General features: G+C 65.7%; 11 protein-coding genes. 6 read left to right on the top strand and 5 right to left on the bottom strand.

The window, feature by feature from the left end; all coding sequences use genetic code 11:
- Window positions 1–133 precede the first annotated feature (133 nt).
- The 4 genes from DRB87_RS13240 to zapE all read left to right on the top strand — a co-directional run bounded on the left by DRB87_RS13240 (window position 134) and on the right by zapE (window position 7,064).
- Window positions 134–2,995: a 2-oxoglutarate dehydrogenase E1 component gene (locus tag DRB87_RS13240; protein ID WP_130026233.1), complete on the top strand. Its 2,862-nt coding sequence runs from the start codon at window positions 134–136 to the stop codon at window positions 2,993–2,995.
- Between the two features lie 90 nt (window positions 2,996–3,085).
- Window positions 3,086–4,348, top strand: coding sequence for a 2-oxoglutarate dehydrogenase complex dihydrolipoyllysine-residue succinyltransferase (odhB, locus tag DRB87_RS13235; protein WP_130026232.1), 1,263 nt, complete (start codon window positions 3,086–3,088; stop codon window positions 4,346–4,348).
- Window positions 4,349–4,445: 97 nt separating this feature from the next.
- Window positions 4,446–5,873, top strand: a complete 1,428-nt coding sequence (gene lpdA / locus DRB87_RS13230; protein ID WP_017231547.1) for a dihydrolipoyl dehydrogenase — start codon at window positions 4,446–4,448, stop codon at window positions 5,871–5,873.
- Between the two features lie 93 nt (window positions 5,874–5,966).
- Window positions 5,967–7,064, top strand: coding sequence for a cell division protein ZapE (gene zapE, locus DRB87_RS13225; protein ID WP_130026231.1), 1,098 nt, complete (start codon window positions 5,967–5,969; stop codon window positions 7,062–7,064).
- A 39-nt stretch (window positions 7,065–7,103) separates the two neighbouring features.
- Here the strand turns inward: zapE and DRB87_RS13220 are convergent, their stop codons facing one another.
- Window positions 7,104–7,391 carry a hypothetical protein gene (locus DRB87_RS13220; RefSeq protein WP_130026230.1) on the bottom strand — a complete coding sequence of 96 codons (288 nt, stop codon included), beginning with the start codon at window positions 7,389–7,391 and terminating at the stop codon, window positions 7,104–7,106.
- Between the two features lie 259 nt (window positions 7,392–7,650).
- On the opposite strand from DRB87_RS13220, the gene DRB87_RS13215 reads away from it, so the two are divergent.
- Window positions 7,651–8,301: a DUF2939 domain-containing protein gene (locus tag DRB87_RS13215; RefSeq protein WP_130026229.1), complete on the top strand. Its 651-nt coding sequence runs from the start codon at window positions 7,651–7,653 to the stop codon at window positions 8,299–8,301.
- Between the two features lie 176 nt (window positions 8,302–8,477).
- Complete coding sequence (locus DRB87_RS13210; protein ID WP_130026228.1) at window positions 8,478–8,960, top strand: DUF2147 domain-containing protein; 483 nt, start codon at window positions 8,478–8,480, stop codon at window positions 8,958–8,960.
- Between the two features lie 441 nt (window positions 8,961–9,401).
- Here the strand turns inward: DRB87_RS13210 and DRB87_RS13205 are convergent, their stop codons facing one another.
- The 4 genes from DRB87_RS13205 to DRB87_RS13190 all read right to left on the bottom strand — a co-directional run bounded on the left by DRB87_RS13205 (window position 9,402) and on the right by DRB87_RS13190 (window position 14,389).
- Window positions 9,402–10,634 carry a collagen-like triple helix repeat-containing protein gene (locus DRB87_RS13205; protein WP_130026227.1) on the bottom strand — a complete coding sequence of 411 codons (1,233 nt, stop codon included), beginning with the start codon at window positions 10,632–10,634 and terminating at the stop codon, window positions 9,402–9,404.
- Window positions 10,635–10,674: 40 nt separating this feature from the next.
- Window positions 10,675–11,406, bottom strand: coding sequence for a MarR family winged helix-turn-helix transcriptional regulator (locus DRB87_RS13200; protein WP_130026226.1), 732 nt, complete (start codon window positions 11,404–11,406; stop codon window positions 10,675–10,677).
- Between the two features lie 67 nt (window positions 11,407–11,473).
- On the bottom strand, window positions 11,474–12,637 hold the full coding sequence (locus DRB87_RS13195) for a collagen-like triple helix repeat-containing protein (RefSeq protein ID WP_130026225.1): 1,164 nt from the start codon (window positions 12,635–12,637) through the stop codon (window positions 11,474–11,476).
- Between the two features lie 39 nt (window positions 12,638–12,676).
- Window positions 12,677–14,389, bottom strand: coding sequence for a collagen-like triple helix repeat-containing protein (locus tag DRB87_RS13190; protein WP_130026224.1), 1,713 nt, complete (start codon window positions 14,387–14,389; stop codon window positions 12,677–12,679).
- Window positions 14,390–14,409 lie beyond the last annotated feature (20 nt).

The following is a 14,409-nucleotide window of genomic DNA, read 5'->3' as shown; positions in this document are numbered from 1 at the left end:
CTCCTCGCCGTGATTTATCAGGTCCTTCCAAGCACCACTTGATTCTCGCAATCCGCTAATCGGTCAGGCCGTGTCGCGGAAGGTTTCGTAACCCGCTATTTCTCGAGACACTCGTAGAAAAGGTGAGCGCAAAATGAGTTTGATGGAACAATTCCAAACGAACTCGTACCTCTTCGGCGGCAATGCCCCCTACGTTGAAGAACTGTACGAATCGTATCTAGACAATCCGGCTTCCGTGCCGGACAACTGGCGCCAGTATTTCGACGCGCTGCAAAACGTTCCCGCTGTTGATGGTTCCAACGCCAACGACGTGGCTCACGCCCCGATCGTGGAGTCGTTCGCCCAGCGCGCCAAGGCCAATGCCTTCGTGCCGCACGCCGGCGCCTCCGACCTGGCCGTGGCCCGCAAGCAGGTGCACGTGCAGTCGCTCGTCGCCGCCTACCGCTTCCTGGGTGCCCGCTGGGCCAACCTGGACCCGCTCAAGCGTCAGGAACGTCCGGCCATTCCGGAACTGGAACCCGCGTTCTACGACCTGACCGAATCGGACATGGACAGCGTGTACTCGGCCGAGAACACGTACTTCGGTTTCGAACAGGCCAGCCTGCGCGACCTGCTCAAGTCGCTGCGCGACACGTACTGCGGTTCGATCGGCGCCGAGTACATGTACATCAGCGACCCGGTGCAAAAGCGCTGGTGGCAAGAGCGTCTGGAGAAGGTGCGTGCCACGCCCAACTTCACCGCTGAAAAGAAGAAGCACATCCTCGAACGCCTGACCGCCGCTGAAGGCCTCGAGCGTTACCTGCATACCAAGTTCGTCGGCCAGAAGCGCTTCTCGCTCGAAGGCGGCGAATCGTTCATCGTGGCGATGGACGAACTCGTCCACCACGCCGGTGCCAAGGGCGTGCAGGAAATCGTGATTGGCATGGCCCACCGCGGCCGTCTGAACGTGCTGGTCAACACCTTGGGCAAAATGCCGGCGGACCTGTTCGCCGAATTCGAAGGCAAGCACGTCGACGATCTGCCGGCCGGTGACGTGAAGTACCACAAGGGCTTCTCGAGCGACGTTTCGACGGGCGGTGGCCCGGTCCACTTGTCGCTGGCGTTCAACCCGTCGCACCTGGAAATCGTGAACCCGGTGGTCGAAGGCTCGGCCAAGGCGCGTATGGACCGTCGTGGCGAAGCCGACGCGGCCAGCGTGCTGCCGGTGCAAGTTCACGGTGACGCCGCATTCGCGGGGCAGGGCGTCGTGATGGAAACGCTGAACCTCGCGCAGACGCGCGGTTACGGCACGCACGGCACGGTGCACATCGTCATCAACAACCAGATCGGTTTCACCACGTCGGATCCGCGTGACGCCCGTTCGACGACGTACTGCTCGGACGTGGTCAAGATGATCGAAGCGCCGGTGCTGCACGTGAATGGCGACGATCCGGAAGCGGTCGTGCTGGCCATGCAACTGGCCCTGGACTTCCGCCAGGAGTTCAAGAAAGACGCCGTCGTGGACATCGTTTGCTACCGCAAGCTGGGCCACAACGAGCAGGACACGCCGGCGGTCACGCAGCCGCTGATGTACAAGAAGATTGCCCAACACCCGGGCACGCGCGCGCTGTACGTCGAAAAGCTCGTCACGCAAGGCGTGATTACGGCCGAAGAAGGCAATGCCTTCGTCGCGGCTTACCGCAAGGCCATGGACGACGGCCACCACACCGTCGATCCGGTGCTCTCGAACTACAAGAGCAAGTACGCGGTCGACTGGGTGCCGTTCCTGAACAAGAAGTGGACCGATGCCGGCGATACGGCCGTGCCGCTGAACGAACTCAAGCGTCTGGCCGAGCGCATCACCACGATCCCGGCGAACTTCAAGGTTCACCCGCTCGTCGAGAAGGTCATCAACGACCGTCGCAAGATGGGCGCGGGCGAGCAGCCGCTCGACTGGGGCATGGGCGAGCATCTGGCCTTCGCCTCGCTGGTCTCGTCGGGCTTCGCTGTGCGCCTGACCGGTCAGGATTCGGGCCGCGGCACGTTCACGCACCGCCACTCGGTGCTGCATGACCAGAACCGCGAGCGTTGGAACGACGGCACCTACGTGCCGCTGCAACACGTGGCCGACGGTCAGGCCAGCTTCACGGTGATCGACTCGGTGCTCTCCGAAGAAGCCGTGCTGGGCTTTGAGTACGGTTACTCGACGGCCGAGCCGAACACGATGGTGCTGTGGGAAGGCCAGTTCGGCGACTTCGCCAACGGTGCGCAGGTCGTGATCGACCAGTTCATCTCGAGCGGCGAAGTGAAGTGGGGCCGCGTGTCGGGCCTGACGATGCTGCTGCCGCATGGCTACGAAGGCCAGGGTCCGGAGCACTCGTCGGCGCGTATCGAGCGCTACCTGCAACTGTGCGCCGACACGAACATGCAAGTGGTCCAGCCGACCACGCCGGCACAGATCTTCCACCTGCTGCGTCGTCAGATGATCCGCCAGCTGCGCAAGCCGCTGATCGTGTTCACGCCGAAGTCGCTGCTGCGCCACAAGGAAGCCGTGAGCGACCTGTCGGAACTCGCCAAGGGCGGATTCCAGACGGTGATCGGCGAAACCGATGCCTCGATCGACGCCAAGAAGGTCAAGCGCGTCGTGGCCTGCTCGGGCCGCCTGTACTACGACCTGATCGCTCGCCGTCGTGAAGACAAGTCGACCGACGTCGCGATCGTGCGTGTGGAACAGCTCTATCCGTTCCCGCACAAGGCGTTCGAGAACGAACTGAAGAAATACGAAAACCTTACCGAAGTGGTGTGGGCCCAGGACGAGCCGCAAAATCAAGGTCCGTGGTTCTACATCGAACACCACCTGATCGAAAGCATGAGCGCCGGTCAGAAGCTGGCTTACGCGGGTCGCGCGGCTTCGGCCTCGCCTGCCGCGGGCTACTACGCCAAGCACTACGAACAGCTCAAACAGCTGCTCGACACGGCTTTCGGTCGCCTCAAGGGCGCGACCGTGGTGCAGTAACCGGTTAGGTCTTACAGCGGTCGTCCTCCCCCTGGGGACGGCCGCTGCCGTATTTCCGAATTGAACGTTTATCGAATCCAGGATCCAGAAATGGCCATTGTTGAAATCAAAGTCCCCCAATTCTCCGAGTCGGTTTCCGAAGGCACGCTGCTCGACTGGAAGAAGAAAGTCGGCGAAGCCATCGCCCAAGATGAAACCGTGATCGAAGTCGAAACCGACAAGGTCGTGCTGGAAGTGCCGGCGCCCGCCGCCGGCGTGCTCGTCGAAGTGAGCGCCGCCGCCGGCGACACCGTGACGTCCGAGCAAATCATCGCGAAGATCGACACGGACGCCAAGGCAGGCGCCGCCGCACCGGTCGCTGCCAAGCCGGCAGAAGCTGCCGCGCCGGCCGCTGTTGCTTCGGCCGCGGCGCCCGCCGCCGGTGGCGCATCGGGTGGCATCGCCAGCCCGGCCGCTGCCAAGGTGCTGGCTGAGAAGAACCTGTCGACCACGGACGTGGCCGGCTCGGGCCGCGACGGACGCGTGACCAAGGGCGACGCCCTGGCCGCTGGCGCCAAGCCGGCTGCCGCCGCACCGTCGATCCCGGCACCGGCCCAACGCGCCGCGCTGCCGTCGGTAGCCGCTTCGGTGGGCCGCGACACGTCGCTCGAAGGCCGTCCGGAACAGCGCGTGCCGATGTCGCGCCTGCGCGCCCGTATCGCCGAGCGCCTGCTGCAATCGCAACAGACCAACGCCATTCTGACCACGTTCAACGAGGTCAACATGAAGCCGGTGATGGATCTGCGCAACAAGTACAAGGACAAGTTCGAGAAGGAGCACGGCGTGAAGTTGGGCTTCATGTCGTTCTTCGTCAAGGCCGCGGTCCACGCGCTCAAGAAGTACCCGGCCGTGAACGCCTCGATCGACGGTAACGACATCGTCTACCACGGCTACTTCGACATCGGTATCGCGGTCGGTTCGCCGCGTGGCCTGGTGGTGCCGATTCTGCGCAATGCCGACCAGCTCAGCCTGGCCGACATCGAGAAGAAGATCGCCGAATACGGCAAGAAGGCGGCCGACGGCAAGCTGTCGATCGAAGAAATGACCGGCGGTACGTTCTCGATCTCGAACGGCGGCGTGTTCGGCTCGATGCTGTCGACCCCGATCATCAACCCGCCGCAGTCGGCCATTCTGGGCGTGCACGCCACGAAGGACCGCGCGGTCGTGGAGAACGGCGAGATCGTCATCCGCCCGATGAACTACCTGGCCATGAGCTACGACCACCGTATCATCGACGGTCGCGAAGCCGTGCTGAGCCTCGTCGCCATGAAGGAAGCGCTGGAAGATCCGGCGCGCCTGCTGCTCGACCTGTAAGCGATAGCGCGCATTGCGCGGCGCTGCCCGGCCATCTTCGCATGGTCGGCGCGCCGCGCCTCCCCCTGCCGTCTACCTTCAGTGAGTCACAATCAAAATGGCAAAAGAATTTGATGTAGTCGTAATCGGCGCCGGCCCCGGTGGTTATATTGCCGCCATCCGCGCCGCCCAACTCGGTTTCTCGGTCGCTTGCGTCGAGAAATGGACCAACCCGGCCGGCAAGATGGTGCTCGGCGGGACCTGCCTGAACGTCGGATGCATTCCGTCGAAGGCGCTGCTCGCCTCGTCGGAAGAGTTCGAGAAGATCGGTCATCACCTGGCCGATCACGGTATCACCACGTCGGACGTCAAGATCGACATCGAGAAGATGCTCTCGCGCAAGCAGGGTATCGTCGACAAGATGACGGGCGGTATCGAATATCTGTTCAAGAAGAACAAGATCACGTGGCTCAAGGGTCACGGCACGATCATTGCCAAGAACGACGGCGGCTATCAGATCGATGTGAAGGGTGCCGAGGCCGAGTCCGTCACGGCCAAGAACATCATCATCGCTACCGGTTCGAAGGCGCGTCATCTGCCGGGCATGCCGGTCGACAACAAGCTCATCTCGGATAACGAAGGTGCGCTCTCGTTCGACACCGTGCCGAAGAAGCTGGGCGTGATCGGCGCCGGCGTGATCGGTCTGGAACTGGGTTCGGTATGGCGCCGTCTGGGTGCCGAAGTCACCGTGCTCGAAGCCATGCCGGAATTCCTGGCGGCGGCCGATGCCGGCGTTGCGAAGGAAGCGGCCAAGCAGTTCAAGAAGCAGGGGCTGGACATCAACGTCGGCGTGAAGGTCGGCGAGGTCAAGACCGGCAAGAACAACGTCACGATCAGCTACACGGACAAGGACGGCAACGCCAAGACGCTCGACGTCGATCGTCTGATCGTGTCGGTCGGCCGCGTGCCGAACACCGATGACCTGGGCCTGGGCAACATCGGTCTGGCGACCGACGAGCGCGGCTTCATTCCGGTGGACGACCACTGCCGTACCAAGCTGCCGAACGTGTACGCGATCGGCGACGTGGTGCGTGGCCCGATGCTCGCGCACAAGGCCGAAGACGAAGGCGTGCTGGTGGCGGAAGTCATCGCGGGCCAGAAGCCGCACATCGATTACAACTGCATTCCGTGGGTGATCTACACCTCCCCGGAAATTGCCTGGGTCGGCAAGACCGAGCAGCAATTGAAGGCCGAAGGCCGTGAGTTCAAGCCGGGTCAGTTCCCGTTCGCGGCCAACGGCCGTGCGCTGGGCATGGGCTCGTCGGACGGTTTCGTGAAGGTGCTGGCCGATGCCAAGACCGACGAGATCCTCGGCGTGCACGTGATCGGCCTGAACGCTTCGGACCTGATCGCCGAAGCCGTGGTGGCGATGGAATTCAAGGCGGCGTCGGAAGACATCGGCCGTATCTGCCATCCGCACCCGTCGCTGTCGGAAGTGATGCGTGAAGCCGCCCTCGATGTCGAGAAGCGCGCGCTGAACAAGTAAGTCGCTTTACGCTGACAGGTACGACCAAAGGCGAGGCAACTCGCCTTTGTTTTTTCCCCGATTTCCTCTGCCCCCGGCCGGTCGCCGCACCGCATGAACGTTCGCGAATACTATCAACAGGAACTGGCCGCGCGCGGCTACGAGCCCGATGAGGCGCAGGAGCGCGCCGTCGAGCGTCTGCAACAGTGCTACGACGAATGGGCGGCATACAAGGCCAGGCGTTCGAGCACCCTCAAGAAGTGGCTCGTGCATCCCGATCTGCCCAAGGGCGTGTACCTGTGGGGTGGGGTGGGCCGTGGCAAGAGCTTCCTGATGGACAGCTTCTACTCGGTGGTGCCGCTGCAGCGCAAGACGCGTCTGCATTTCCACGAGTTCATGCGTGAGGTGCATCATCAGTTGCAGGCGCTCAAGGGGCAGCCCGATCCGCTCGACGAATTGGCCAAACGCATCGCCAAACGGTATCGCCTGATCTGCTTCGACGAATTCCACGTCTCCGATGTGGCCGACGCGATGATCCTTCACCGCCTGCTTGCCGAGCTGTTCAAGAACGGCGTGCAGTTCGTGATGACGTCGAACTATCGTCCCGACACGCTGTACCCGGACGGTTTGCATCGTGACCGCGTGCTGCCCGCGATCCGGCTGCTCGAAGAGAAGCTCGACGTGCTCAATGTCGACGCCGGCATCGACTATCGGCGCCGCACGCTGGCGCAGGTGCAGGTCTATCACTATCCGCTTGGCAACGAGGCGAATCGCGCGCTGCGTGCGGCGTTTGCCGAGATCGCCGGGGTTCCCGACGAGAGCCCGCTGCTGCACATCGAGCAGCGCGAGCTGAAGGCCCTGCGTCGCGCGGGCGGCGTGGTGTGGTTCGACTTCCATATGTTGTGCGGGGGCCCACGTTCGCAGAACGACTATCTCGAACTGGCCAATCGCTTCCACACCGTCGTGCTGTCGGACGTGCCGAAGATGACGCCGCGCATGGCCTCGGAGGCGCGCCGCTTCACATGGCTCGTCGACGTCTTCTACGACCACAAGGTCAAGCTGCTGATATCGGCGGAAGTGGCGCCCGAGGAGTTGTACGTGGAGGGCACGCTCGCTAACGAGTTTGCTCGGACGGTATCGCGTCTGGTGGAGATGCAGTCACTGGAATATCTTGAAGCCCCGCGTCGCGTGGTGGATACGTCGCTCACCTGAGCGTTGCGCGCCGCGTGTAGACCGCTCGCGGGTTTGGGCTCAGCGTGAACGCGCGCCGCGATCGCCATGATCGCGCCCGCGCGGGGCGGCGGCGGGCGGTGGCGGGGGCGCTTGCCGCTGTTCGCGCAGATGGTTGTAGATGTCGCCGCGCAAGTCGCCCTGCGGCCGTACGGCCTGAGGAGGCGGCCGTGACGGTCCAGGCCGTGCGCCGCCGCGCGGGTTGCCGCGTCCGTCGGGACGCTCGGCGCCCTGTGCGAACCAACTTTCGAAAAACCGGCTGTTCGACCACGGCTGTGCCGTTGCGCTCAGGGCGGTGACGGCCAGCATGACGCAACACGTCATCCGGACAAGTCGGGCGAGCCGCATGGTGCCACCTCCTTGTCGGTTGAACTGCCGCGTACCTTGCGCGCACCGTGCCCCCGCCGGGTGGGCGAGCGCCGGAACGTGCCACATGTTTGCGGCCACGTTTCCAGAGTAAAAGGGCGCGGCGTCGCTTGCTGTAAAGATTTGTAAAGCAATGTAAGCCGACAGGCGAGCGTTGCGATACGTCGCCTACCATGCGCAGTTTGATCGACGGAGTTTTTCCATGCGTAAGCTGTCAACGATCGCGATGTCCTTCGGGGCACTGGTTGTCGTGCTGGGTCTGCTCTTCGGCACGCCGTACTACACCTTGTGGCGGGCGCGCGACGCGGCCGATGCGCGCGATGCGACGGCGCTGTCGTCGTACGTCGACTATCCGGCCGTGCGCGAAAGCCTGAAAACGAGTCTTCACGACGAACTCTCGCGTCAGATGGACAAGCAGCGCGGCAACGCCTTCGGGGCCCTTGCCCTCGCGCTGGGTGGGTGGGTGTCGGATCGCGTTGTCGAGGCGTTGCTCACGCCGGAAGCGGTGGCGGCCATGCTGCGGGGGGACAGTACCGGATTGCCGCCGGCGCCTGGAGCACCCGCGCCGCGCGATGCGGCGCCGCAGGCGCAGGGCAGTGCCCCGCCGGCGGCTCCGCCGGCCGCAGCCGACCCCTACGCCGCCAACCCGCCCGAGGCGCGCTCAGGTGACGCGTCGCCGTCGTCGGGCAGCACACCGCCGCGCACCACCACGCGGACCGAGTTTCAGGACTTCAATCATTTCCTTGTCCATGTGTCGCGCAGCGACCGTCCGACGCGCATCGTGACGTTCACGCTGACGCGACGCAATCTCGTGCAGTGGCGTCTGACCGCGATTGCCTTGCCGCCGTTGTAATCGTCGACGGCGGGAGGGCGCCCGGAGCGCGCGGCGATTTCGGCTAGAGGACTTCCTCAGCACGGCGTTACGCCTTTGGCGTAATCTGCAAAGCGACTCGCGCGAGTAGCGGTGCGGTGATAACGGCTATCGTGAGTCCTACGACAATCAATTCCGTATCCGGGAGGATGACAATCATGAAGCAAATTTCGAACGCGACGTCGTGGCGACGTCTGGGTGCGCACGCGCTCGTTGCAGTGGCATTGTTGGGTGGCGTTGCCAAGGCGGCAATCGCGGCCAACGACATGTCGCCGGTCGGCGTGTGGAAGACCATCGACGACAATACCGGCAAGCCGAAGGCGCTTGTCACGATCTCGGAAAAAGACGGTGAATACGTGGGCGTCGTCACCAAGGGCCTTGGCGAAAACGACGATCCGGAGCGTGTCTGCACGGCCTGCACTGACGCGCGCAAGGGACAGAAGATGCTGGGCATGCAGATCATTCGCGGCATCCGCAAGGATGGCGAAGTGTATGACGGCGGCAAGATCCTCGATCCGGAAAACGGCATGGAGTACAGCTGCAAGATCACCGTGATCGACGGCGGCAAGAAACTCGACGTGCGTGGCTACCTCGGGATTTCGCTGCTTGGTCGCACGCAGACCTGGATCCGAGACCAGTAATCGGCTTTGGCGTCGCGTCGGCGGTGTTGCTACGATCCTTCTGCACCGCCACTGCGCGATAGGCAGATTCGGCAGGACGCCCAAGGCAAAAAGACCCGGACGAGTACTCGTCCGGGTCTTTTTTCTTGGCGTGCGAGCGCGACGTTAACGCAACACGCAACAACGTCACAGCACGGTGGCCGCAACGTGTCATGAGATCGCGCCGACCTCGACAGCCGCGATCACGTTGACAGCCGTCTGTCGGAATGAGCGACCGCTCGACGCCAGACACGGCAAAGCCCGGCCAGTGTCGCTTCACTGGCCGGGTTTGCCGTCGTCATTGGGCCTGCACCCCGCCGACGTTCCCCCTCTCGCGATCTTGCGACGCTTCGGTACGTGGCGCTACTCTCCCATCCCCTGTCTCGTCACCGTTCCGCTTCCGTCGGGCTTGCGTCCCGCTATTTACTTGGCCACGCCGCCCAGCAGTCCCGTCACCGGCGCGAGCAGGCCGCTTGCGCCGCCCGTGCCGCTGGTGCTACCCGAACCGACACTGGCCAGCGTCGCAAGTGGCGCAGTGACGGTGTTCAGCAGCGTCGTCACGGGGGCCAGCGCGGTGCCCGCACCGCCGCTGGCGCCCGAGGGACTCGTCACACCGCCCAACAGGCCCGTTACGGCCCCCAATGGATTGCTGCCGGATGCGCCCGTCGCACTCGACAGCCCGCCGAGCAAACCGGTGAGCGCGCCCAGCGGATTGTTGCCGCTCGCCGTGGTCGGCGTCACCGTGGTGTTCCCCACGTTGGCGAGCACGTTGCCGAGCGCATTCGGTTGCGTCGTGCTGGTGGTCCCCGAGAGCAGGCCGCCCGCACTCGCGACGGTGTTGCCCAGCGCCATGAGCGGATTGCCAAGGCTTGCGACAACGGCGTTCGGTGCGGCCGCCTTGACCTGCGCGCCGGTCGAATTCAATGCGCCGCCCAGTGTGCCGAGCAGACCGGCCGCCGGAGTGCCCAGGCCGGTGGTGTTGCCGAGCGTCTGCGTTGTCGTCGTGAGCGTATTGGTGATCGGCGTGATGGCCGACGAGAGGGCCGTCGTCGCTTGAACGACAGGGGCGCTCGTCAATGCCTGAGTGAGTGCCGAACCGCCTTGCACGCCCCCCTGGCCGACGGTCGCGACGGTGGTGCCCAGCACGCCCGTGAGCGTGTCGATCGGTGTGTTCGCCAGCGGGCCGCTCTTGCCGATGCCGGCAATGCCGCTGCCGAGCGATACGCCGGCATTGCCGAGATCGGACACGACACTGCCCGTGCTCGCGAGCGTGGTGCCGACCGGGTCCGTGCCGGACGTGCCGAGCTGGCCCAGTCCGCTGCCCACGCCTTTGCCCAGGTCCGTGACGGCGTTACCCGTTTGCGTGAGCGCGCCGCCGAAACCCTGCGTGGCTTGCGTGGATACAACCGGCACCGTCGTGCCGGCGACCTGATTGCCGAGCGCGCTCACCACCGAGCCGACCGAACTGACGACACCGGCGCTGCTCGTGGTCGGATTCGTGGGGTTGGTCGGCGTGACGGGATTCGTCGGGTCCGACGGGTTGGTCGGCGTGTTCGCTGTGGCGCCGCTGCCGCCGCCTGAACTGGAGCAACCGGTAACACTGACGATGCTCGCCACCAGCACGGCAAGCATCGTGGGACGCAAAAGCTTCGACATGACGTTTCTCCTCGTTGGGGTCGTGGTCGTCGAGGCGCGCTCAGACCTTGGTCGACGCGCTTCGACCGTTGGAGACCAGACCGGCGATGTCCTGATCGGCCTCGAAGCGAAGACGGAAGGTTTCGCTCTTCAGGGTGCGGATGCTCTGCACCAGGAAATCGTGAATCGCGGCGAGTTCGCTCTGGTCGTATGCCGCGCTGACCGCCGTGAGTTCGCGCGAGACTGAGGACAGGAACTGTTCGATCTGAGCGCAACGCGCTTCGATGGGGTGGATCATCACCATGCGCCGGTCGTGCGGATTCTTCTCCCGCTCGACGAAGCCCGCGCGCTCGAGCCGGTCGATGACCGTGGTGATGCCGCCCGAGCTCACGCCCATGAGTTCGGCAAGCTGGCCCGCGGTAATCGATTCGATTTCAAGGATGAGATCGAGCGCGTTCAGGTCGGTGACATTCAGGCCGAGCTGCTCGGCTAGCGCTGCGTGATACAGCGCCGTGTACACGGCGAGCCGGCGTCCGAGCGAGCGGACGATGCCGGCGACGAGATCGTTACGGTTCGTGTGTCGGTCGCTCATGGTGCCGTGCGATGTGTTGAGCGGGGAGGCCGTCGACGTCGCCCCGGAGGCAGCGCCCGAATCGACGCCGTATGTGTTGTGGCGGTGGCCGGCGGCGAACCCGTTGCCGGTGTCGCGCATGGCGACGGGCTCGGAAAGTTGCGGGGCGCAATCGCCATGACCGCGCATCAGAACGCTGGTGTCGGGAATGAAGCGGGCCATGGCATCTCCTTATCGATGAATCACGTGGTGCGCGCGCGATTCGCGCGACGCACCATTGGACGGGCGATTACTTGCCGACACTGGCCACACTGCCGAGCAGGCTGGTGACCGGTGCGAGCAGTCCCGTCAGACCGCCCGTTGCGCCGCCCGAGCTACCGCCGGCCGTGCTCGTCACACCGGAGAGCAGGCTCGTGACCGGGGCCAGCGGGCTGCTGCTGCCACCCGACGTGGCGCCACTCACCCCGCCGAGCAGGCCGGTGACCGGCGCGAGCGGGCTGCTGCCCGAACCGCCGAGGCCGCCGAGCAATCCCGTGACCGAACCGAGCGGGTTCGACGAACCGCCTGCGGTCGTCGTGCCCAGGTTGCCCAACAGCGACCCGAACGGATTCGCCGAGCCGGTGGAGGTGCTGCCGTTCAGGAACGTGCCGACGCCGCCCACGGTGTTGCCGGTGGCAATCACCGTGTTGCCGAGTGCGGTGACGACCGGGTTCGACGACGTTCCCTGCATGGTCGTGCCGACCGAGGCGACGCCGCCGCCGACCGTCTGCAGCAAACCCTGTACTGGACTACCCAGGCCCGTGGTCATTCCCACGGTGCGGGTGGTGTCGGACACGACATTGGTGATCGGCGTGATGGCCGACGAGAGCGCCGTGGTGGCCTGAACCACCGGGCCGCCCGTGAAGGCCTGTTTCAGGATCGCACCGCCCGCGATGCCACCTTGGCCGACGGTCGCGACCACGTTGCCAAGTGCCCCGGTCAGCGTATCGACGGGAGTGCCTGCCAGGGGACCGCTCTTGCCGACACCGGCCACGCCGCTGCCCAGCGATACGCCTGCCTGACCGAGGTCGGTCACGACATTGCCGGTGCTCGCAAGCGTGGTGCCGACCGGATCCGACGAGGCGCCGACTTGGCCGAGACCGCTGCTCACGCCGTTGCCGAGATCGGTGACGGCGTTGCCGGTCTGCTTGAGCGCACCGCCGAAGCCCTGCGACGCCTGCGTGGACACGAGCGGCAGCTGGGTGCTGGCCACCTGGTCGCCCAAGGCGCTGACGACGTTGCCGGCGGAACTCACGACGCCGCCGGCGCCGGTGGCGGTCGTGCCGACGGCATTCGGGGTGCCCGAGGTGCCGCCCGAAGCGCCGCTCCCGCCGCCGCCGCTGGAGCAGCCGGTCAGGGCGATGAGGCCGATGGCGGCCGAAGCCAGGAGGGTGCGTTGAAGTACGTTGGTCATGATGTCTATCTCCCTAGATCGTTCTGGATGGATGCCTGATTACTTCTTGGCGCCGAGCAAGCCGCCGAGCAGACTGGTCACCGGCGCGAGCGGGCCGCTGCTGCTGCTACCCGAGCCCGTGGCTCCGCCGACCGTGCCTGTTACGGAACTGAGCAGCGCCGTCACCGGGGCCAGGGCACCGCCTGCTGCCGTGCCACCCGTCCCCGTCGAAGCGCCGCCGGTGGCGCTGCCGAGCGTGCCGGTCAGGCCAGAGACGAGGCTCGTGACCGGGGCCAGCGGGTTGCTGCCCGAAGCACCGCCCGTGGCACCGCCGAGCGCGCCGGTCAGGCCAGAGACGAGGCTGGTGACCGGGGCCAGCGGGTTGCTGCCCGAGGCGCCGCCCGTGGCACCGCCGAGCCCGCCGGTCAGGCCGGAGACGAGGCTGGTGACCGGGGCCAGCGGGTTGCTGCCCGAGGCGCCGCCCGTGGCACCGCCGAGCGCGCCGGTCAGGCCGGAGACGAGGCTGGTGACCGGGGCCAGCGGGTTGCTGCCCGAGGCGCCACCCGTGGCACCGCCGAGCGTGCCAGTCAGGCCAGAGACGAGGCTGGTGACCGGGGCCAGCGGGTTGCTGCCCGAGGCGCCGCCCGTGGCACCGCCGAGCGTGCCGGTCAGGCCGGACACGAGGCTCGTGACCGGGGCCAGCGGGCCGGCGCCTGCGCCACCACCGAGGCCACCCGTCAGCCCGCCAAGGACCGAGGTGAGCGGGGCGAGCGGGTTGGTGCTCGTCGGGGTACCGTGGACCGTGCCGCCCAGGCTGGCCACTGTGTTACCCACGCCCGCAACGATGCCGCCGACGTCGGTGGCCACCGGATTGTTGAGCTGACCGGCGATCTGCGTGCCGACACCGGCCAGGCCGCCGCCGATTTGCGCCAGCAGTCCGGAAACCGGTGTGCCGAGGCCTGTCGTGTTACCGACCGTCTGCGTGGTATTGGTCACGACGTTCGTGATCGGCGTGATAGCGGACGAGAGCGACGTGGTCAGTTGCTGCACCGGGCCGCTCGTGATCGTCTGCGTCAAACCGCTGCCGAGGCTTTGGCCTGCCATGCCTACCGACGTTACGACACCGCCAAGCAGCGTAGTCACGCCATTGACCGGCGTATTGGCAAGCGGGCCGGTTTGCCCGAGGCCGGCGACGGCGCTACCCAGTTGCGTGCCGGCCGTGCCGAGGTCGGTGACAGCGCCGCCCACGCTGGCGAGCGTCGGATTGAGCGGATCGCTCACCGAACCCAGCTTGCCGAGACCGTTCGTGAGGCCATTGCCGAGCGTCTGCACAGCGTTGCCGGTCGAGACGGCGGCGCCGGCGAGACCACTTTGCGTTTGCGCGCTGACCAGCGGCAGTTGCGTGCCGGCCAGCGTGGTGCCCAGATCGCTGACGGTCTTGCCGACTTGCGTCACGACACCCGTGCTCGCGGTGGCGGCCACGGTGCCGATCGGGTTGGTCGCGGCGCTGCTGCCCGTGCCGCCGTTCCCACCGCCGTCTCCATTGCCGCCGCTTCCGTTCCCACTTCCGCCGCCGCTGCCATTGCCGCCGAGGCCCGAACCGTCGGTCACCGTGCCGGCGCCCGTGCCGCCGCCGCTGCCGCTGCCGGCGCTGGTGCCGCTATCGCCGAGCGAGCCGCTGGTGCCGCCGGAGCCGGAACTCGCGCAGCCGGTCATCGTGACGATCGCAAGCAGGCAGGCGGAAGCGAGAAGATGGCGTTGAATGCTTTTCATGATGTTGTCCTCTGGTCTGT

This window comes from Pandoraea sp. XY-2 (genome assembly GCF_004193915.1).
Taxonomy (GTDB): domain Bacteria; phylum Pseudomonadota; class Gammaproteobacteria; order Burkholderiales; family Burkholderiaceae; genus Pandoraea; species Pandoraea cepalis.
The sequence above is the reverse complement of the archived record's forward strand: the minus strand, read 5'-3'. Positions and strand labels throughout refer to the sequence as shown.